We start from the raw sequence: 20,958 nt of genomic DNA on the forward strand, positions 1-20,958 counted from the left end.
GACGCGAGAGCCGGGCCTCCGACCTGCCCACCATCAGCACCGAACGCAAGAACGGTCTGCCGACTCCGTCGGCAGACCGTCACGAAAGTTCGAGGCTAAGCCAATGGATATCGAGCCAGACCTCGTGTTCCGGTCGTAGTCGTACCGCCAGAGGCCGACCATGAAGCTGCGCGTAGTACGGAAAGTGGTCAAGGCTCGAGGTGACATCTAGCCTTCCGGAGGCCGTGTCCACTGCTATGTGGCCAAGGTCGAAGAGCCTGTGGACGTCACGGCGCAGCAGCAGTCCACCGTAGTCATGGTGCTCGCCGCTTTCGGCATAGCTGTAGAGGTGAGCCGCTTCCAGGACAGCAGCCGGCGTGGGGCCCGTGAAAGCGCATACTTCGCCCTGCTCTCGCAGCAGCCGTTCACGGAATGCCTCTTGGCCAACGCGTATTCGAAGAATCGACTCCCTATGGCCGCCTGCCATGGCCAAGCGAGCAGCTGCGGCTATGTCCTTGACGGTGCTGGCCTGATCAGTGGCATCAAGAAGCGCCAGCCGCATCCGCTCCCATCTGACAGAGCGCATGCTCAGCTGCGACTTCGGAGCATCACAGAGAGCCCGAAGCTCGGAGCCCGAGAGCAGACCGCGACCGTTCATCCATCGCTTGCCATGCGCAGACCGGTAGGTGGTCACTGGCCTGGTCTTCTGACGCGGAACTGAAAAGATGTGCTCGCATTTACCACAGCGGTAAGAGGGCTTCTCCCGCTGACGCCGCTTGATGTCAGCCCTCCCGCACCGAGGACAGGAATACAGCGTCTTCTCGGCGAGCGTGGTGTCGATCACCTCGATCACCGAGACGCCGATGAGCTCCTTTCTATCCCAGAGGGCTATCACATCCCCCACCGCCACGCGGGCGTGATTCTGAACTGTGCTGTCCCAGCTGTAGTGCTGAGACGCGCTGTCGTCATAGCCGTCGTTCCCGGCATGCTCCCGCCTATTGCCTAGCGCCAGCATCAACCACGCAGTGGACACCTTCCTGTTGATCAGATCGCTCCGAAGCTGGGCCAGTTGGTCGTGGCGGCTGATCTCTGGTTCGCTTTCGGGAATCACGGACCAATCATGTCGGAGAGGCCAGCGACGCAGGGCCCCTCCGTCGTCTCGGCGGTAGCGCCCGCCTCTGTCGCACCCCAACCTCGCGCTACCCCGTTCAGCAGAGCAGCGCCTGATAAACGTCAGATCCAGACATGGACAGACTGAATCCAGACAGATTCCATCAGTCCGATGTATCCGCTTGCGGCTTCACAGCGATGCGTTCGATGCTGCTGAGGCTCGAAGCAGCAGAAGATGTCCGGCTATGGCGCCGTGCTATGGCGGCTTCTGACTCGCGAGCCTAGGAGACCCCGTGGACACCCATGTCCCGCGGGCCAGTTCGGCATGTCCGCCCGAACTGGTGCGCCTTTCTGAGCCCTCTCGGCTCTCACCCCACCCCGCATGTGCGGGCACGCGCCCCCTTCCCCTGGTCTTGACGCAGTCTGCGGGACCCGACGGGGAGGCGCGGTGACCAACCCCTTCGAGCCGAGCGTCGCGCAGCAGACCGCGCTCGTCGATCACCTCGTCAAAGCGGTGGTCAGTGACGCTACCGGCGAGGCCCAGGGTGACTTCTGCCTCGGTGAGCCCCCGAGCGCCCGCTACTTCATGGAGACCCTTGGTCCGCACGCCGTGGAGCCTGGCGGTGCCGCGCCGCGAAACGGCCGCACCACTCCGGACAGCCTCGGATTCGAGCTTGAGGCCGAGAACTCCAGTTCCATCACCGTGAAGGCTCGGGCGTCGTTCTACTACGCGGCCCTACCTACCCGCACGCAACAGCTCGAGTGGGCCGGTATACGCGAGGAGCCCTACCGGCTCGCGCCGTTGTTCCGGCGCCTTGACGTGTCGGTCGGGCCGGTTGAAGTCGTGTTGGGGAACGCAGCCGGTCTACAGAAGGCCCTGCAACGTGAGTTCCAGCACGAGTTCGACAAGGCCATCAGAGCGGCAGTCCGTGATTCCCGGATCGACCGCCGTGTCGGGAGCGACCGCAGGGAACGTCTGGTTCCCCCTGCAGCCATGGCGGACAACGACGCCTTCGAGGGCTGGCTGGCCCAGGAGGTCGGCGGGACCCCCGTCGCGCCAGCCCCGGCCGCCCACGTTGTCGTCACGTCCAGGCCCGTGGCGCCCGATCGGCTACGCGTGACTGTGACACTGCAGAACCTCGCGAGCGATCCCGTCGTGACCGTCCAAGGGCGCGGCCCCAACGCCGGCCGCACTCGTCGGGACGAGGCCAGGGACCACACGCTGTTCCGGGCGGGCTTGGAGGTCGGGGGTGACCGTCTCCTGCCAATCACGATGGACCTCGGGGCCGACGCCTACCGGTACCAGGGTGAGCTGGGGGCGTACGCGAACAACTGCGGTGTCAAGGTCGACACACACCAGGGACAGCTCGTGACGGTGTACAGCGTGGCGGCTCCGGAGCACGACACCCACCGCTCCGTGGCCCGGGCCGACGAGCGCTGGGGCTACGCGGTACTCGCCTCCGATCCTCTGCCGGTCCTGGACGATCTCGCCAACGAGATGGAGGCATACTTGGAGAACCCCGTCTGGGGTACGGCGAATCTCCAAGACCAACCCGAGCTGGCCCGCCGCAAGGAAGCTGACCGCAAGGCCGCCGCGCTGGAGGTCGCCCGCTTCCGCGACGGCATCGCGTGGCTGCGCCGGGACAGGCGTCTGCTGACGGCCTTCCAGCTCGCGAACGAGTCCATGGTCGAGCTCAACCGGCCACGGACGCGGCCGAGCAAGGGCTGGCGCCTGTTCCAGCTCGTGGCCATCGTGAGCCAGCTGGGTGCCCTGGCGTGGCGGGAACACCCGCCAGAACTCTTCGCCCCCGGGCTCTGGGGCGACGACGAGAGCGTGGACCCGACCGAGGCGGCAACCGTCGTCTGGTACCCGACCGGGGGCGGGAAGACCGAGGCGTATCTCGGCCTGGTGTTGGTGTGCATGTTCTACGACCGGGCGCGGGGAAAAAAGATCGGGGTCTCCGCTTGGTGCCGCTTCCCGCTGAGGCTGCTGACTCTCCAGCAGACGCAGCGCCAGCTCAACGTCGTCGCCGCTGCAGAGACGGTTCGTGATCGGAACGCCGACCGGCTCCGGGAGGTCGGTGGTGATCCTGGCTGGCCCTTCTTCATCGGCTTCTACGCCGGTGGCGGCAACACGCCCAACTCACTCACGGCCGACCTGCTCGACCGTCTTCGGTCGAGCGAGGAGGAGCGGAACGCGTACCGGCTCGTCCACGACTGTCCGTACTGCGGCGAGCGGTCGGTAGGCATCCCGGCGCCCGACCCGCAGCAGCTCAGGCTGAAACACGTGTGCGGTAACGAGCAGTGCGGGAAGGTCCTGCCGATCGTCGTCGTGGATACGGAGATCTACCGATACCTGCCGACGGTCGTGGTCGGGACCCTGGACAAGCTCGCCAACATCGGTCTGTCGGACAAGTTCGGCGCGCTATTCGGTGATGTCGACTGCCGGTGCCCGCACCACGGCTTCGGCCGAGGCAGGAAGTGCCACGAACGTCACGCACCGGGCCACCCGAAGACACCTCCCCAGCCCCTGGGCACGCCTCTCTACGACCCCTCTCCCTCTCTGGAGATCATCGACGAGCTCCACATGGTCAACGAGGAGCTCGGGGCCTTCTCGGGCCACTACGAGGGCCTCTTGGCCGAGGTGCAGCGCACCCTGTCTTCCAGGCAGCGGGCGGACGGACGGGGAGTCCGCATGAAGGTGGTCGCCACCACCGCAACCATCCGCGGCGAGGACCGCCAGAGCGAGCATCTCTTCGGACTGAGGTCGGTGGTGGTGCCGCTGCCCGGACCCAGCCTCGAGGAGAGTTTCTACTGGCGCCTCGATCGAGACCTTCCTATGCGGCGCTTCGTCGGGGTCATGCCGACACGCGGAACGGCGGAGATGACACTGGTCAGGATCCTGACGTCCGCGCACCGCGCCCTGTGGAAGCTCGACTGGCGACAGGACCTGCCCCCCGCCCTCGCGGCCTGGCCGGAGGAGGAGCTCAGCGCTCTTGTCAACCTGTACCGCACGAGCCTCACGTACACCGGCTCACTCGTCGACTTCGGCCGCATCCGCCGCTCGCTGGACACCCAGGTCAACGAGACTCTCCGGAGGGAGGGTTTCCCCGACCTCGGAGTTGCCGAGCTCAAGGGCTCGACGCGGCTGGACGAGGTACGCGGTGTCCTAGACGACCTGGACAACGCCCACGGCGACACCGGCATGGTCGTCGCAACGAGCATGGTCAGCCACGGGGTCGACGTGGACCGGCTGAACCTCATGCTGTTCTACGGGATGCCCCGGTCCATGGCCGAGTACATCCAGGCGTCGTCGCGGGTCGGCCGTACGTATCACGGCCTCGTTTTCATGCTCTTCAACCCCGTCAGGGAACGGGACCGGTCGCACTACCGGTACCACGGAAAGTTCCACGAGTACCTGGACCGCATGGTCGAACCGGTGGCCATCAACCGGTGGAGCCGCTTCGCCGTACGCAGGACCCTCCCCGGGATACTGATGGGCCACCTCCTCCAGATCACCAACCACGACTGGTGGCGGGCAGGTAATGCCCCGGGCCATCTACACGACCTCTCGAAGATGCAGACGGCCATGCGTAACCCCTCGGGCGGAGGGCTCGAAGGAGTCCAGCTCACCCGCCTTCTCGAGGCCCTCCACACCGTCTTCCAGTCGCAGCGGTCCGAGGGGGAGGAACTGCGCAGCGACCTCGAGAACATGGTGGAACACGCCCTCGCCAGCCTCCGTTCCGCCGGCGCCTCCGCTGGCCTGGCCAGCGGGAACAGCCGGGGATACCGCGCCACCGGGGACTACCTGGGGCTTGAGTACCGTCCCATGACGAGCCTCCGTGACGTCTCCGAAGGCATCCCGTTCCACATCGTCGCGGACGGCAGGAGGTCGTGATGGCGTTCAACCCCAGGGACGACAGCATGAACCGGGCCCGGGGCCAGGTTCTCTACCGGTACCGCCCGGGACAGACCTTCGACCACGACGGCGGGTACACGGTCCAGGTCCTCCAGTTCGGACGTGACGACGAGTTCGACGGCCCCACCCTCGACCGCTCACATCTGGTCCAGGAGGCCACGCGGTTCGTACGCAGGTGGCGAGCCACCGGACGCGCGTACTCCGCCGGGGCCGACCGGGCACCGGAGTTCCCCGCAGACGAGGACCGGCTTGCCGACCGCCACTACGAGGTCGTGGTCCCCGGCAAGGTCTTCTGCCGAGTCTGGCCCCGGGTCGTACGGTGCGCCAGCGGCAGGTGTGGCCATGTCTGGACAGCGAGTGACCCACGGCCCGGAACCGACGACTGGCCGCCGAGGTGTCCCACCTGCGGTAACGGCGTCGGGAACCGGCAGCTCCAGTTCGTCTTCGCGCACAGGTGTGGGGAGATCTCGCCCATGTACCCGCCGAGCAAGTGCCCCAGGGGGCACACCCGGTTCCGGCTCGACGACCGCGCCAGCCGGTTCCGTGACTTCCGCTGGGAGTGCACGACCTGTGGCTTCCCTCTGCCCGTGCAGTGGAGCTGCGGCAGTTCCACCTGCGGCTACCCGGACAAGCTCATGAGCCCTCTGCTCCACTCCGCGGGCACCACGTACGTGGGTCAGGGCCTGACACTCGTGAACGTGACCACCACCGAGGAGGCCGCCAGGCAGAGCAATCCCCTCTACACCGCCGCAGTGCTCGGTCGGTGGCTCGGCGAGATCACCGAGGACGAGTTCCGGCGGATCACCGACGGGAACACTGTCAACGTCCCCGACGAGGTCGTGGACAGCATCCGCGTCATGGAGGAGGCCGGCCTTCACGACCAGGCACGGGCACTCCGGTCACGGTTCCTACCGGTCGAGGCGGACCACCTGCGCGACCGAGTGGGCAAGGCCCTCAGCCTCGATGTCGAGAGCGACGACGCTCGGGGGCTCGCGGCCGAGCTCCACACCTACCGCCGGGTCCTCAACCTGGACCGCCTCGGCATCCCCCGTCTCCAACGTGAGGCCCGCAACCCCGAGCGGCGAGCCCTGTACGAGCGGTATCCGAGCGTCCTCGCGTCCGCCGGGCTTGCTCAGGAGACCTGCCTGGTGAGTGATCTCCCGATCACCTACCTCGCGATCGGCTACAGCCGGGCTGGGTTCAGCCCAGAGGAAGCGGACCTGGTGCCCTACCGGGGACGTGCCGCACGCGGGGCCCCCGAGAAGACCCTCCTCTACGCACACCCCACCGAAGCGGAGGCCCTTCTCTTCCCGGTTGACCAAGAGCGGATCAGCCGGTGGCTGGTCCGTAACGAGCTCGTCAGCCGGAGCACCCTTAAGGAGGTCGGCGGCGTCGCGCGGTGGCTGGTGCACCAGGTGGGTGCGAGTGACAGCAAGGCCCTCTCGCACGAGTCCCGGCCGGAGCCCGGAGATCCCGATCTCCCCGTCCACGAGCTGTTCGGCTTGCTCCACTCCCTGTCCCACCAGATGCTCCGGGCGCTGGCGGTCGACAGCGGCTACAGCGAGACGAGCCTGTCCGAGTACCTCTTCCCGTACGACCTGGCGTTCGCCGTCTACCCCAACGCGGGCAGCGACTTCAGCCTCGGAGCCCTGCGGACGGTGCTCGAACAGAACTTGGACGCAGTCGTCACCCGCGCCGTCGACAACGACGCCTGCCTGTACGACCCGAACTGCATGATCACCAACGAGGGCGCGGACCACGGCTGTCTCCAGCTTCCCGAGACCGCCTGTCAGACCTGGAACAGGAACCTTTCCCGTTGGCACCTCTTCGGATCTCCCGACGGTTCCAGGGTGGGGTACTGGGATCCGACCTTGTGAACCACCGGTGGCGGGGGCGGGAGCTGAACCAAGGACCCGCCCCCACCACGCTCCGAGTGTGCGCGAAATCCCCACCCAATCTTCGACCAGTGATGATCCCAATTTTCCGCGGAGCCCGAGCTGAACCTCTTGGACACAGTCTCCGATGCGCGTACCCGCATACGTGCGTGCTCAGCTTGGCAACCCGGGCCGGAGAGCCGACACGATCTCGGCCCCACCGCGGCTGTCGAAACCACGGCCCGGTCGAACTCCGGCCAGCATGCAGTGCTGCTCCCGTAGCATCGATTGGTGGTGGGGTGCGTCGCCCTGAGCGAACGAACGCAGTGGCCCCTCATGGTCGAGGGTCGCCCCGCCCGGTTTCACCGAGTCTCCGGGATGGTCACCCTCCGGAGAACAACGTCACGGGGAAGCAGAGCCGGGCACATATGAAGTACGACATCGCCGCCCCCGAGCCGGCGGGCATGGTGGCTTCGCTCAGCTCGCTGGGTTACTCGCTGCCAGCTGCCGTCGCCGATCTCGTGGACAACAGCATCTCCGTCGAGGCCCGGACCATCAATGTGGAGTTCACCTGGGCCGGCGCCGACTCCTGGATCGCGGTTGTCGACGACGGCTGGGGCATGACCGCCGAGGAACTCGTCACGGCCATGACGGTGGCCGCCCGCGGTCCCGCGACGCCACGTTCGGCCACCGATCTCGGCCGGTTCGGCGTCGGCCTCAAGTCCGCCTCGTTCTCCCAGGCCGGGCAGCTCACCGTGAGCGCGGCCAAGGCCAGGGGGCAGTGGCACACCCGGACCTGGGACCTTGACGTCGTCGAACAGTCCGGCCAGTGGCGGCTGCTCCACGACGCAGACACCGACACCATGGCCGTACTGCACAGGCTCCGGGGAGATTCCGACCACGGCACCATCGTTCTCTGGCGGCGGCTGAACGGATACCACGCCGATGAAGTGAGCACCGGTGACGAGGGCACCCAGAAGCAGTTCTACGCCGAGGCGACGCGAACCGAGTCACACCTCGGCATGGTCTTCGCTCGGTTCCTCACCGGTACTCGGCGCCGTGACCTGCGGGTACGCGGAACCACGGTGGAAGCCTGGGATCCCTTCCTGCGCAACCATCCCTCGGTACAGCCCCTGCAGCCGGAGGAGCTGCCACTGGGTGACAGCTCGGTTCGAGTCGAGGCGTTCATCCTGCCCGGCTCCCACCGGCTCAGCTCAGAGGAGTACGCCCAGGCAGCCGGCCCTGAAGGCTGGCTCGACCAGCAGGGCTTCTACGTGTACCGCCGGGACCGGCTGATCCTTGCCGGTGACTGGCTGGGGCAACGGGGGATGCGCCGTGAGGAGAAGTACAACCTGGCGCGCATCGCCGTGGACATCCCCGCCGAGACGGATGCCGAGTGGAGCGTCGACGTGAGGAAGTCGAGCGTCGTCCCGCCCGTCGCCCTCCGGCCGCATCTCAACCGCATCGCGCGCAAGGCCCGGTCGACCGCAGCGGACGTACTCCGGTACCGGGGGCAGGTCGCCGCCCGCACTCACGGCGACCCGCTTTCGTACGCGTGGCTCGTACGCCGCCCCGAAGGCCGAGTCACCTGCAAGATCAACCGCAGCCACCCGCTGGTCCAGTCCGCTCTGCGTCCGGGCGGCAACGCCAGCGCCGACGTACGCGCGTTGATCCGTCTCCTTGAGGAGACGATCCCCGTCGCGGCGCTGCGCGTGATGCACGAGACCGACAGCAGTGACGACCCAGAACCGTTCGGCGGTCCAGGCCCGGCTGACGACGCGGCCGTCGAGGTCGCACTGCGCATCTACGAGTCCCTGGTCTCGGGTGGCCGTTCTCCGTCCGCTGCTAAAGATCGGCTGCGGACCATGCCGCCCTTCGACCAGCTGCAGGGTTTCTGGAGCAGATGACGCATTGTCAGTGGCCGCCCCTACGCTCCCAGACATCGACTTCGTCCGACCGGAGGTTCCACGTGAGCGGCGTTCCCGACGACCCCATGGCCAAGGCCCGGCGCTTGGTGCTCAGTTTCCTGCCTCAGGACCGGCAGCCGAAGTCCGACGAGGTGTACAACGCGGTCAACGTCATCTTCGGCATGATGGCCGCGCAGGGTGCGGCAGTCGACCGGGACGTGCTGATCAAGGAGATTGAGGCCCTGACCGCCGTCTTCCAGGAGCGATCCCTCGCCCTCACCGAGGGCGAGGGCCACGAACCATGGCTGCCCGAGGCTAAGAACGACCGCGACTGGGACTTCTGGGAGCGCTACCGCAGGTACCTCGAGGATGTCGTCAACCTCCCCCCATGGGTCGTGCGCCGACTGGACCAGAGCTCGGACGACGTACTGAGCCAGCTGGAAGACCCCCGCCGTCCGGGTCTGTGGCGCCGCAGGGGCCTGGTGATCGGCCAGGTGCAATCGGGGAAGACCGGCCAGTACATCGGCCTCACGACGAAGGCCGTAGACGCCGGCTACCGCTTCATCGTGGTGCTCGCAGGCATCCACAACGACCTTCGCAGTCAGACCCAACTCCGGATCGATGAGGGGCTCCTGGGCTTCGACACCCAGAACCAGAGCCGCTCGGACGAGAACGGGCGTTCCCGCGCCATAGGTGTGGGCAAGATGCCGCTGGTGAAGAAGCTCAAGATCGCCTCACCGACCAACAGCGGCGAGAAGGGGGACTTCGGTCTCGCGACGGCGAAGGCGATCAACTTCCCTCTGGGTGACTTCCCCGTCGTCCTCGTCGTCAAGAAGCACTACAAGATCCTCGAGTACGTACGTAAGTGGGTACTGGACGTACACGGCGTCGAGGACGAGAACGGTGACAAGGTCATCAGGGATCTCCCTCTGTTCGTCATCGACGACGAGGCCGACAACGCCTCCATCAACACGGTGCGGGACCCGGAAGCGGATCCGACCAAGACCAACGCGGCCATTCGTAAGCTCATGAAGAGCTTCGACAAGTCCGCGTACGTGGGCTACACGGCCACGCCGTTCGCCAACATCTACATCGACCCGGAGGCGGACAACTCCGATGCTGGCGAGGACCTGTTCCCTGCCAGCTTCATCCGCAGCCTGCCGTCCCCGTCGAACTACCTCGGTCCCGAAAGGGTCTTCGGCCTCCAAGTGGAGGACGAGGATGAGGACGACGTGCAGGCCCTGCCGCTCGTCCGGCACGTGGACGACAGCGACGCCTGGCTCCCCTCCGGCCACAAGTCGGGGGACGTCCCCTCCGGGGACCTCCCGAAGTCCCTGCGTGAGGCGGTCCTCTCGTTCGTGCTCTCCTGCGCCGCTCGTCGGGCCCGCGGACAGGCGAAGGTCCACAACTCGATGCTGGTGCACGTCACCCGTTTCACCGCTGTGCAGACCCTGGTGCACGAGCAGGTCCAGGACCACCTGCACCTCGTCGTGGACATGATGCGGGACCGCTACGGAAAGGGCCCCGAGATCCGTGCCGAGTTCCGTGCCCTGTGGGAGAGGGACTTCGCCCCGACCACCGAGTGCTTCGAGGCCGAGCAAGCCGAACGCCTGACTTGGGATCAGGTCTCCGACCAGCTCCTTCCGGCCCTCCGGAAGATTCAGGTCAAGACTGTGAACGGCTCCTCCAAGGATGCCCTCGACTACTACGACAACCGCAGGAACGGCCTCTCGGTGATCGCCATCGGAGGGCAGAAGCTCTCCCGCGGCCTCACCCTCGAGGGCCTGACGGTCAGCTACTACCTTCGGCCGTCGAAGACATACGACACGCTGCTGCAGATGGGCCGGTGGTTCGGGTACCGCCCCGGATACGAAGACCTGTGCCGCCTCTACACCATGCCGGCCCTCGAGGACGCCTATGTGGAGGTCACTGCCGCCACCGACGAACTGCGCAGAGAGGTCGAGGAGATGGCGACCCTCGGCCTCACCCCGAAGCAGTTCGGTCTCAAGGTGCGGGCATCCTCGCTGGGCCTCACCGTGACGGCAGCCAACAAGATGAGGCAGAGCACGAAGATCATGCTCAGCTACTCCGGCGAGGGGCCGGAGACCGTGATCTTCAATCTCTCGAAGGGCGCCGTCGAACGCAACTACCAGGCCCTGGAAACGCTCGTCCGTCGAATGGACGCGATCACCAAGCCGGCCCCTGCCAAAGCGCCGAACGGCAAGGTCCGGTGGAACAACGTGCCCGCGGAGATCGTCTCCGAGTTCCTGACCGCCTACGAGACCGACCGCATGGCACAGCGTGTCCGCCCGAGGCTCATCGCGAAGTACGTGGATCAGTGCACGAGGGTGGGTGAGCTCGGCAGCTGGACGGTCTGTCTGGTCGGGAGCACGACGTCGGGCACGCCCAAGGAGATCGCCGGGCACAAGGTCGGCCTCGTGACCCGTAAGGCGCTTAACCCCAGGTTCGGAGACGAGGGTCGATACACGATTCGCAGGGTGCTCAGCCCGCCGGACGAGATGATCGACCTCGACGACGACCAGAAGAAGGCGGCGCGAGAAGCCGCCGAGAAGGCCGCGAAGCTGCAGGACAAGGCGTCAGCCCCCAAGACTCCGGCTGGCCCGCACATCCGGCGACAGCGGAGGACCGATCAGGGGCTGCTGCTCGTCTACCCCCTCACGGTGTCGGACGCATCCGAAGCCGGTCAGACGACCCCCGTCGTGGGGTTCCAAGCGAGCTTCCCGCACTCCGAGTACCAGACCAAGACCGAATACGAGGCCAACGCCATCTGGCTGCAGGAGGACATCTACACCAAGGACGAGGAGGATGACGAGGCGTGACGGTCACCGACGTCACCGAGGACGAGTGGCAGGCGCTGGAGAGTCCGCAGGACACCCCGGGGCGCTCCAGTATCCGCATTTACCCGGAATCCCCGCTCGACATCTTCCTCTCCGTCTCCCACCCCGATCGGCAGCGCATGCTGGTCTTCCGTACGGACGCCCGCTCCGCTGACCCGGTCGTACGGTCGGTCGGCCGTCTGCCGAGGGCCGCCGGAATCGAGATGAACCTGAGCGCGGTGTCCCGCCTTGAGTACGAGCTGCAGGTGATCCTGACCGAGAACGCACTCCGGGAGGTGTTCAACCCGCTCGTTGCGGACGTGGCCGCCACCGCGCAGGCGGCTTCGGGAGCCGCCGACGCCATGGCCGCCGCTGTGGTGCGGTTCGGTCGGTGGCAGGACCTGCTACGTGCCGTCAGCACGGACGGACTCAGCACCGAGGCGCGGCGTGGGTTGTACGGCGAGCTCCTGTTGCTGGGAGACACCCTGATCGCAGAGCTCTCCCAGTCCGAGGCAGTCGACGCCTGGACCGGCCCCACTGGGACCAACCAGGACTTCCAGCTGCCAGACGTGGCCATCGAAACCAAGGTCAGCACCGCCAAGCGGCCCCGGAACATCCGGATCGCGAGCGAGAGGCAGCTGGACAGCACCGGCACCCCCGCCCTCCTCCTCGCCTTCGCGCAGCTGGACGAGCGTCGCGGAGGCTCTGGCGAGAGCCTGAACAGGCGAGTCGACCGCATTCGGCAGCAGCTCACCAACCCCGCCGCCCGAGCCCGATTCGACGGCCTGCTCATTCAGGCGGGCTACCTGCCAGCGCACCGAGACTGCTACGACGAGCCTCGGTACACCGTGCGGGACCTGCGCTGCTGGCACGTGCGAGACGACTTTCCGAGGCTGACCGAGTCCGACCTTCCCGAAGGGGTCGGAGACTGCTCGTACCAGGTGAGCACCTCGGGTCTGGACGCCTTCCGCGCACAGATCGACGAGGTGCGGGAGATGATCGGGGGACCCAATGGCTGAGTCGGACCTGGACGAGTTCTCCCGTGGCTTGGTCGCCGATGTCCAGGCGACGGCCGACGCCGAGGGGACGACCACCCCGGAAGCGTTCACCAGGCGGGTCTTCGAAGACCTCGAACAGGCCGGCATCGTCTCCAACACCTTCACCGCCTATCACAAGGCGCACGGGCACGAGGTCCACGGCTACGGGATCGGGGAGTCGGGCGAGTCCCTGGACCTGTTCGTCACGGACTTCCATCTGGCGCCGCTGGGGACCAAGCTCAGCAAGGCACAGACCGAGACGTTCTTCAGACGGCTCCTGACCTTCGCTGCCCGTTGCCGTGACGGGCTGCAGCAGCACATCGACGAGTCCTTCGACGTGTACGACATGTGCGCGGCAGTCGAGAAGGCCCTCACTGAGGTGCAGCGGATCAGGCTTTTCCTACTCAGCAACCGCGTCGGCACCTTCACCGAGGTACCGGCGTCCGGCCTCGACGGCCTGCCGGTGACCCACGAGGTATGGGACCTGGCCCGTCTGCACCGTCACGCGACATCGGGTTCGCTCGGCGAGCCCATCGTGGTGCCCTTCTCCCCGCCGCTCCCCTGCGTCGCCGCGCCTTCCTCGGAGGAGGACCACTCCGTCGCCTTGGCGGTGATACCCGGGCAGATGCTCGCGGAGCTGTACGCCGAGTACGGCACGCGACTCCTGGAACTGAACGTCCGTTCCTTCCTCCAGACTCGCGGCTCGGTCAACCGTGGAATTCGGGAGACCCTGCTGCACGCGCCGGGCCGTTTCCTGGCCTACAACAACGGGATCACCGCGACGGCGTCGCAGGTCGACTTCGTGAAGGGCCCGGACGGCGAGCCCACCCACATCTCCGGGATCCACGGCCTGCAGATCGTGAACGGGGGGCAGACGACCGCCTCGCTCCACTACGCGCTCACCCGTGACAAGGCAGACCTGTCCGACGCGCGGGTGCAAATGAAGCTGACGGAGGTGGCGCCCGACCGGCTCGCCGAGATCGTTCCGAAGATCTCGGAGTACTCCAACACGCAAAACCGGGTGACCCAGGTTGACTTCAGTTCCAATCACGACTACCACGTGGAGATCCAGCGGATCACCCGCTCTCTGTGGGCCCCCGCTGAGGAGGGCAGCAGCCAGGAGACGCACTGGTTCTATGAACGCGCTCGCGGCCAATACACGGACGAGCTGGCCAAAGCCCGGACGCCCGCAAGGCAGCGGCAGTTCAAGAAGCTCAATCCGACGAAGAAGAAATTCACGAAGGCGGACCTAGCCAAGTTCGTCCAATCCTGGCACCGGCTCCCTTACCTGGTCAGCCGAGGCGCCCAGAAGAACTTCGTCGAGTTCATGCTGCGCATCGAGGAGGCTCCGCCTCGGGTGGACCTCCAGTACTGCCAGCGGGTGATCGCCATGGCGATCCTGTTCAAGACCGTTGACCGCATTGCCGCCATCCACGGCGCAGGCAGCCACAAGAGCATGATCACCACCTACACCGTGGCGCGTCTCTCCCTGGCCACGGACCGTCGGATCGATCTCGACCGGATCTGGCGGGACCAGTCCCTGACACCGGTCCTGGAATCCGCTATCCACGACCTTTGCCCACGAGTCATGAGCGCGGTGACCACACCGCTGGAAGGCAATCACGTCGGGGAATGGGCCAAGAAGGTGGCCTGCTGGGACGCGGTGTCCACAGTCCCCTGGACGATGCCGCGCGCTCTGTCCACCGAACTGCTCGACTATCCGTTGGACGAGGCCGCACTCTCCGGTGGTACCGGAGCCGAGTCCGGAGCCGCCGAGGAGGCAGCGCTGATCCCCGCCGAGGAGTGGTACGCGATCGAACGCTGGGCCAAGGAGACACGCGCCCTCGAACCGTGGCAGCGGCAGCTGGCGCAGTTCGTCGGCAGGAGGCTCGAACTGGAACAGGAGGTCCCCGAGGTCCAGGCCGTCCAAGCGCTGCACGCCCGCAACGAAGCGCTACGTCTGGGGTTCAACCCCGCCCCGTAGAAGCCGGGTTCGGGCGATGACGACAACCCGGACCCGGACCCTGAACGCCGCGGTTCAGAGCATCCTCTTCCCGGCCCAGTCCCTGACCGTTTCCTCGGGGTATGACGCAGCACGATGCGACCTCGTGCGATCGCTGACTACAGAGGCCTCGAGGAACACGAGGGGAGTGCGGCGCTCTCCTCCCAAAAGAACGTCAAAAGGCTGGGGCTGAGATCGTGGCCAGAGCGAGTGGAGGACCATCGGCGGGACAGTGGGTCTCCACCACGAAGAGCGAACACCTTCGTGGTCGACGCACGATGGACACGAAGCCCGAAGTGACCCTCAGGAAGGCCGTGCGTCGGCTGGGCCTGATGTTCCGCCTCCAGCGACGGGTCGCGCGGCGCTGCAGCGCTGCACTGCCGACTTCGTGCTCCCTCGGTACCGAATCGCCGTCTTCGTCGACGGCTGTTTCTGGCACGGCTGCCCGGAGCACTGCCCCGCCGAGTTCCAGGGCCCCAACTCCCTTCTCTGGCAGGAGAAGATCACAGCGAACAGAAAGCGGGACCAGCGCAACACCATGGAGGCCAGGGAAGCCCCGGTTGGACCGTGGTGCGGATCTGGGAATGCGAGATCCGCCGTGACACCGCGGGCGCCGCTCAGCGAGTGGCGCCCGCGGCCCGTGAACAGGGCGGCAGCATCCGCTCGCGTAACGCTGTGAATCAATGTACGCGGGCCCGTGCCCGAAATTCGGTTCTGGGGGATGGGCGCGAATCCCGGCGACTCTCCACCAACGACACGCTGTCCGTCATCATTGGCACATGATTCCCGAGTTCGATATAACGATCGGCCACAATCATCAACTGGCCGGTCTGAGCGGTGGATTGACGGCCGAGGAGGTGGCCAACGGTTTCACCGAGCATCACGAATACCACTGCCTCGGCCTGCCCAGCTGGGCAGAAGCAGAGGAGTGTCTCGAGAGGGAAGCTGAGGTCCTTGAGAGGGCAGCCTTATCGGACGCGCCTGACGGCGTGGAGGAGTTCCTCGATGAGACCCGGGAGACTGACGACCTGGGGTACTTCGACCTCATGTGCGTCCTTCAGGGCAACGACGTCGGAGTCGCCGGCCTCAGTCTCGCTCTCAGCGCAGCCCGGACAGCCACCTTCTATTCATGCTCTGGCGGGATCGACCACCGCCATCACGCTGACCATCCGTTGGTGGGGGTCGCCCCTGACCCGGAGCGCGGCGCGTTGATCATCGAACTCGCGAAACTCGCGGGCTGTGGTGTCGACCAGCGTGGAGGGCGCTGGTACCTGTACGGCCGATCAGTGACCGATCTCCATGCCCTGGGTCGGGCGATCGTCGAGCATCGAGAAGCTTTCGGCGCCCTGCCAGCCCCGGCATGGGTCGAAGGACTCACCGAGGAACTCGAGCGGGCCGACGACTACTGAGGGGGTCATTCCCCTGTGACGGCCAGAGTCAGCAGGTCGTCGGACAGCTCCCCACGGCGAGCACAGTGAGCGACGAGTGGGCAGTCCGAGCATACAGGTTGCGTGTCCCGGCACAGGTCCGCACCGATGAGACGGACCGCCGCCATGCGGAGCGGTGCGTCGTTCCCCGCGCCCACGAGCTTCACCAGGTTGACGCGCCCGTCGCTGAGCCGGTTCGCGTGGTCCTCGTCGACACCGTTGGCCCTCGCAGCCACGCGAAGGTTCCCCGTGCCGACCAGCATGAGGTCTTCGCCGATCAGCAGCTTGTAGAGAGCCTCTTCAGCTGGCTTCATGGACAGCTTGGCCGGAATCTTGAGTCGCTGACCCACCCTCCAGGCGTTCGGCTTGTCGACCAGTGGCGTCAGACGATCCACTCGCGCGCGGGCTGGCTTCGTGGGCGCCGCGTCGACCAGCTTCTTGAACAGCGTCGAGGTCAGCGTTCTCGACTTCCTGACGATGTCCATGATCTCCGCCATGGCGTCCGGCCTGACCTTGGCACCGGACAGTATGGCCACGACAGCGGCATGGAGTGGCACGGGCTCTTCGCTCGGAAGCTGGTACCAGTCGCTTCCGGCGCGTCGTCGTTCCGCCCAGTCGGTGAGCGCGTTCCGGACCTCCCGCCATCGGGGCTGGAGTCCGGACGTGGCGTCGAGACCGTCCACGGGCTTCAGTACCTCGGCGGCGGCCTCGCCCAGCAGCGGAGGTACGGCGTTACCGATCTGTCGGAAGGCGTCACTCCGGGTGCCGGCGAAGCGGAACCGGTCCGGGAAAGTCTGCACACGTGCAGCCTCACGTACAGTCAAGGTCCGCAGCTGCTCGGGGTGGATGTACCAGTAGCCGTCCTTGGCAATGTGCGCCGTGATCGTACGGCTGAGTTTGTCCCAGGCTAGCTTCTTGTACTTGTCCGTGTACTTGTCCGGGCTGTACCGCTGATACTCCCTCTCATCCTCATCCAGCTTCTCCTGTAGCTGGGAGTACTTGGTGGTGGAGTCCATGACCTGGAAGATCCGGTAGTCGTCTGCTCGGACCCTTCGGGTCATGTGATCCCAGATCACGCCGCGGGTCGCGCCCTTGCGCATCTCGTCCGCGAAATCCGAGATCTTGCGCGGCTTGCGGTAGTCGATCTTCCGCTCACCGACTCGCTCAGCGGCGACGACCTCCAGCTCCGGGAGATCCCCGATCGCGTCACGCAGCGTGGTGCGTTCCGGATCAGGATCGCGCCAGGTGAAGTCATCGACGTCCCTCCGGGCGTGCAGGATGAGGCGCTTCCGGTGCTGCGGGACGCCGTAGTTCCACGCGTCGACAAGCCGCACCTGCGTGGCGTAACCGAGTTCCTCGAGTTCCTCCTCGATTGTCCGGATAACGAAGAAGTCGTCATGGAGCCCCATATCGGGAACGTTCTCCATGAGAACCGCCCGTGGCCTGATGCGCTTGACCATGTCCAGATAGGCGCTCCACAGCTCCTTCCGGCGATCCTCCGGATCCCGTCCGTGCTTCTTCACGAGATGGCGGATCTTGTTGCGCCCGGCCCTACTGAAGGGCTGGCACGGAGGCCCCCCCGCGACGAGATCGATCTCTGCAGGCGCGAGGATCGCCTCCAACCTGTCCCGCTCCTCGGGGTCACCCAGATCTATCCGCAGGCTCAAGCCAGGGAAGTTCGCTCTGTGGGTCTCAAGTGCGCGCTCGTCCGTATCCACGGCGGCAGCGGTGGTCCACCCGGCACGCTCGACGCCTGCGCTCAGCCCACCGGCACCGGAGAAGAGGTCGACGGCCAGGCGACGCCCCTTACCGAAACCTTCCAGCCAGTCCTGGAAAGACTCCGGAGTACAGCTGTGAAGGTGAGACGGCAGTTCAAGGCAGTCACTGCGTTCAAGAGGTACGCCGTAGTGCCCCTTACTCACAGCACAATCCTCCGTAACGCGTGACATGAACGAGCACCAGGAGAACACAGACGCGCTGGTGGAAGCAAGGTTTTCGACAGACCTCCCAACCGATCAGAGCTGGTGGTCCGTGTCCCTCTGACATCAACCACAGCTACCGGAGGTCCTGCACTCTGCAGCTTCGAACCACTGTTTCGTGCCCCAAGATGATCGATCATAGTGGACCAATGTCAGCGCGCGCGATCTGAGCGGGTGTGAGGTGTCACCGCCTCCACGCCACCCTGACAAACGACGCAAGGCAGGTGAAGGCACGTTCGAATCACATATCCGCTCTGGCAGGATCTCGTGGCCGACGGGGCCTCAGAGAGGGCGGCTCTCTCGGGTCACACCTGATTCCCTCCCCTTACCAGAGGCCACGGCAGAGCGGGGCTCGTGGGAACGGCGCACTCCAGCTCGGAGCCAGTGCAGGTATCAGCGACCAGGCACTCGATCGCCCCTACCACGGGGCAGCTTCCGGCGCCGCTGCTCCCTGCTCCAGGTAGACAGTCACGCCATCAGCTCGAGCCTCGATAGCAGCGGTGACACGGCGTACCAGCCGGGGGATGGTGAGCTGCGGCAGCTCTCCTGCGTCGTGGAAAGCGTAGCCACGAAGCTCATCGGCCTGCAGCACGATGCGCCGGCACTCCTCCGCGCCGAGACGCCCCCCGTCGAAGAGGTAGAGGACCTTGTCCCCCTCACTCGGGCTCGGTGCCCAGTCCACGACGAGTAGGCGCCCGATCGCGGGCCTGATGCCCAGCTCCTCATGGACCTCGCGCACGCAGGCTTGCCGGGGCGACTCCCCCGTCTCGACGTACCCGCCAGGGATATCCCGGTAATCCTTGTACGAGGGCTCGACAAGCAGCACCCGGTCGGCGTCGTCGAAGAAGAGGGCGCCGGCTGCCATACGGGGGCGGGCCATCTTCGCCTCGTGCTCGTTCTCCTCGCTCACGCGACGGACTCTAGCCGCCGACGACCCCGAGCCTGCGGGCCAGGTCTGCTACGGGCTGGGACGGGCGACCTCGGGTGCCGCGGATCCAGCCGATGACCAGCTCCCGGCTCAGGTAGTGGTGACGTACCTGTTCAGGGGCGATCAGCTCGGCGTCCAGCAGGGTGGCCAGGGCTTCGTCGGTCCGGTTCCAGGCGCTGAGCGCTCGTGCGAGTTCCAGGCTGTGCCGCACGCGCCGTTCCACCGGCAAGCCACTGGTGTCGATGCGTTGTCCGAGATCCGCAGCGATCTGAATGTCGCCGATTTCACTGGCGGCGGCGACGCGGTGGATGGCCACGTTGGTCGGGCCGAAGGCCGTCCACAGGTGATTCGCATCGGCGCCCACCCGTTGCGCGGCGTCGTCGGCTTCGCGGAGGAAGGTCTGTGTAGTGGCCCGGTCCTCCGCTCTCGCGGCTGCCATGGCGCCGACGAGGAAGAGCGTGCCGTAGACCGAGAGGTACTCGTCGTTCGCGGCCCCCAAGCCGGGCTGCATGACGGCCGCCGCGTCGTTCACCAGCTGGATCGCCGCGGTGAAACGGCCGGTGGCCATCAGGCAGTGCGCGACCGCACGGAAGAGCGAGCCCGTCACCGTGCTCTCGCCGCTCTGTTGCGCTGCCGCCAAGCCGCGGTCGGCGGCGATCCACGCCAGCTCCGACTCACCGACCTTGCCCAGCACCATGGCCGCACCGTGGTAGGCCAGAGCGAGCCCGGCAGCGGCCTCCTCACCTTCGCGCCCCGAGCACGAGCGGGACGCCGCGAGGGCGTCGGCCAGGACGAAGGGAAGGCGTCGAGTCGCCAGGCCGTACTGAGAAACCTGGTAGGCGTCGAGGACCTCCTTCACCTCGGCCCTCAGGTCCTCCAGGGGCGGTGGTTCGTCATCGGGCGGGGGTCCCAGCAAGGGTGTGAGCTGCTTGTAGTCCATGAGGGCATCGCGCAGTGCGGGCACCGAGCGGCGGCCACTGCTGTCGGACCACTCCATCAGGGTCGGTTCAGCGAGCAGGTCGCCACGGGAGACATCGAGGGCTTCGGCGAGTGCGGTGATCACCGAAAGGCGGTCGAGCTCGATCCGGTTGTTCTCCGCTTTGCTCAGCCAGTCCGTGGTGCGCCCGACGAGGCCGGCCAGAACCTCCTGGGAAAGGCCACGCCGACGCCGATACCAGGCGACGCGCTCGCCGATGGTCAGGTGCTCTGTCATCCCTCGCATGTCCTGAGCATCACCTCGTAGCCGAAAGGGACCCCGGAAGGATTTTCCGGGGTGCTCCGGGGCTCATTGCCTACTGTCGCAGGAGACCGAGAAAGTCGCCGGACGGTGGGGTCAACTTCCCCACATTTCGACTGGCCAAGGGATCGGCGCTGCTCCTGATGCGGGGCGGAGTGTGACCTCCTGGAGCACTCCGCGTTGGAGACAACCCGCCTGATGAAGCACCACCGAGCCACCCAACTCGGCTGCTGTCTACAAACCTTGCTGCAAGGGGGCTTGCGTGATCGAGAGGAATCGGGAGGGTCCAGCCAGGTGTTGCTCGCCCCCCGAGGCGCTGCCCTCGGTGCTGGTGCTGGTGGGCGAGCCGCAGTCCGCTGGACACGCTCGGGCCTACGCCCGCGACTACCTGGCGCACCACGCACCTACGAGGTCCGACGACCATGTCGCCGAGGTGGCCCTGGTCGTGTGTGAACTGGTCACCAACGCGATCCGGTACGGCACCGAGCCGGGCGACTCCCTGGCCCTCACCCTCGACGTCGAGGACCACCGGACGCGGGTCGAGGTCCGCGACCCCGTACGGCGAAGGCCCCGCCCCCGGCCGGAGTCCAGCGAGCGCGACCGAGGCCGGGGCCTGGTCATCCTCGACGCCATCTGCCCCGGAGCCTGGGGAGTGCATGACGTCCGGTTCGGCAAAGCTGTCTGGGCCGAGGTGAAGGCCACATGAACTCCCGAACGGCCAG

13 protein-coding genes are annotated in these 20,958 nt (G+C 66.4%); 9 read left to right on the forward strand and 4 right to left on the reverse strand.

Annotated features, from left to right (window positions below):
- Window positions 1-79: 79 nt before the first annotated feature.
- Window positions 80-1,090, reverse strand: coding sequence for an HNH endonuclease (locus tag ACFYNS_RS07500; RefSeq protein ID WP_388601460.1), 1,011 nt, complete (start codon window positions 1,088-1,090; stop codon window positions 80-82).
- A gap of 447 nt (window positions 1,091-1,537) precedes the next feature.
- Here ACFYNS_RS07500 and ACFYNS_RS07505 point away from each other — a divergent pair, with 447 nt between their 5' ends.
- The 8 genes from ACFYNS_RS07505 (at window position 1,538) to ACFYNS_RS07540 (ending at window position 16,074) form a co-directional block, all read left to right on the forward strand.
- Window positions 1,538-4,987 carry a helicase-related protein gene (locus ACFYNS_RS07505; RefSeq protein WP_388601462.1) on the forward strand — a complete coding sequence of 1,150 codons (3,450 nt, stop codon included), beginning with the start codon at window positions 1,538-1,540 and terminating at the stop codon, window positions 4,985-4,987.
- Entirely contained in the window at window positions 4,987-6,885 is a 1,899-nt protein-coding gene (locus ACFYNS_RS07510) for a hypothetical protein (RefSeq protein ID WP_388601465.1), read from the forward strand. The genes ACFYNS_RS07505 and ACFYNS_RS07510 overlap by 1 nt, the downstream gene beginning before the upstream one ends.
- A gap of 425 nt (window positions 6,886-7,310) precedes the next feature.
- Complete coding sequence (locus ACFYNS_RS07515; protein ID WP_388601466.1) at window positions 7,311-8,789, forward strand: ATP-binding protein; 1,479 nt, start codon at window positions 7,311-7,313, stop codon at window positions 8,787-8,789.
- Between the two features lie 62 nt (window positions 8,790-8,851).
- Complete coding sequence (locus ACFYNS_RS07520; protein ID WP_388601468.1) at window positions 8,852-11,629, forward strand: Z1 domain-containing protein; 2,778 nt, start codon at window positions 8,852-8,854, stop codon at window positions 11,627-11,629.
- Window positions 11,626-12,645: a PD-(D/E)XK motif protein gene (locus ACFYNS_RS07525; RefSeq protein ID WP_388601469.1), complete on the forward strand. Its 1,020-nt coding sequence runs from the start codon at window positions 11,626-11,628 to the stop codon at window positions 12,643-12,645. The genes ACFYNS_RS07520 and ACFYNS_RS07525 overlap by 4 nt, the downstream gene beginning before the upstream one ends.
- Window positions 12,638-14,647, forward strand: a complete 2,010-nt coding sequence (locus tag ACFYNS_RS07530; protein WP_388601472.1) for an AIPR family protein — start codon at window positions 12,638-12,640, stop codon at window positions 14,645-14,647. The genes ACFYNS_RS07525 and ACFYNS_RS07530 overlap by 8 nt, the downstream gene beginning before the upstream one ends.
- A 406-nt stretch (window positions 14,648-15,053) precedes the next feature.
- Window positions 15,054-15,344 carry a hypothetical protein gene (locus ACFYNS_RS07535; protein ID WP_388601475.1) on the forward strand — a complete coding sequence of 97 codons (291 nt, stop codon included), beginning with the start codon at window positions 15,054-15,056 and terminating at the stop codon, window positions 15,342-15,344.
- A 100-nt stretch (window positions 15,345-15,444) separates the two neighbouring features.
- Window positions 15,445-16,074 (forward strand): hypothetical protein, encoded by a 630-nt coding sequence (locus ACFYNS_RS07540; protein WP_388601477.1) that lies wholly within the window; start codon window positions 15,445-15,447, stop codon window positions 16,072-16,074.
- A 5-nt stretch (window positions 16,075-16,079) separates the two neighbouring features.
- Here the strand turns inward: ACFYNS_RS07540 and ACFYNS_RS07545 are convergent, their stop codons facing one another.
- The 3 genes from ACFYNS_RS07545 to ACFYNS_RS07555 form a co-directional block, all read right to left on the reverse strand.
- A complete protein-coding gene (locus ACFYNS_RS07545) occupies window positions 16,080-18,014 on the reverse strand; it encodes a DNA cytosine methyltransferase (protein WP_388601479.1) in 1,935 nt (644 codons plus the stop codon).
- A 475-nt stretch (window positions 18,015-18,489) separates the two neighbouring features.
- The gene (locus ACFYNS_RS07550) at window positions 18,490-18,951 is read right to left on the reverse strand and encodes an NUDIX domain-containing protein (protein ID WP_388601836.1); all 462 of its coding nucleotides are present in this window, start codon (window positions 18,949-18,951) and stop codon (window positions 18,490-18,492) included.
- Window positions 18,952-18,991: 40 nt separating this feature from the next.
- A complete protein-coding gene (locus tag ACFYNS_RS07555) occupies window positions 18,992-20,212 on the reverse strand; it encodes a helix-turn-helix domain-containing protein (protein WP_388601482.1) in 1,221 nt (406 codons plus the stop codon).
- A gap of 286 nt (window positions 20,213-20,498) precedes the next feature.
- Here ACFYNS_RS07555 and ACFYNS_RS07560 point away from each other — a divergent pair, with 286 nt between their 5' ends.
- A complete protein-coding gene (locus ACFYNS_RS07560) occupies window positions 20,499-20,942 on the forward strand; it encodes an ATP-binding protein (protein ID WP_388601485.1) in 444 nt (147 codons plus the stop codon).
- Window positions 20,943-20,958 lie beyond the last annotated feature (16 nt).

The organism is Streptomyces sp. NPDC006925 (assembly GCF_042869575.1).
GTDB lineage: Bacteria > Actinomycetota > Actinomycetes > Streptomycetales > Streptomycetaceae > Streptomyces.

Excerpts from the sequence above, each read along its gene's own strand:
- ACFYNS_RS07550 (WP_388601836.1), bottom strand. The coding sequence starts at position 18,951 with ATGGCCCGCCCCCGTATGGCAGCCGGCGCCCTCTTCTTCGACGACGCC.
- ACFYNS_RS07515 (WP_388601466.1), top strand. The coding sequence starts at position 7,311 with ATGAAGTACGACATCGCCGCCCCCGAGCCGGCGGGCATGGTGGCTTCG.
- ACFYNS_RS07540 (WP_388601477.1), top strand. The coding sequence starts at position 15,445 with ATGATTCCCGAGTTCGATATAACGATCGGCCACAATCATCAACTGGCC.
- ACFYNS_RS07555 (WP_388601482.1), bottom strand. The coding sequence starts at position 20,212 with ATGACAGAGCACCTGACCATCGGCGAGCGCGTCGCCTGGTATCGGCGT.
- ACFYNS_RS07510 (WP_388601465.1), top strand. The coding sequence starts at position 4,987 with ATGGCGTTCAACCCCAGGGACGACAGCATGAACCGGGCCCGGGGCCAG.
- ACFYNS_RS07530 (WP_388601472.1), top strand. The coding sequence starts at position 12,638 with ATGGCTGAGTCGGACCTGGACGAGTTCTCCCGTGGCTTGGTCGCCGAT.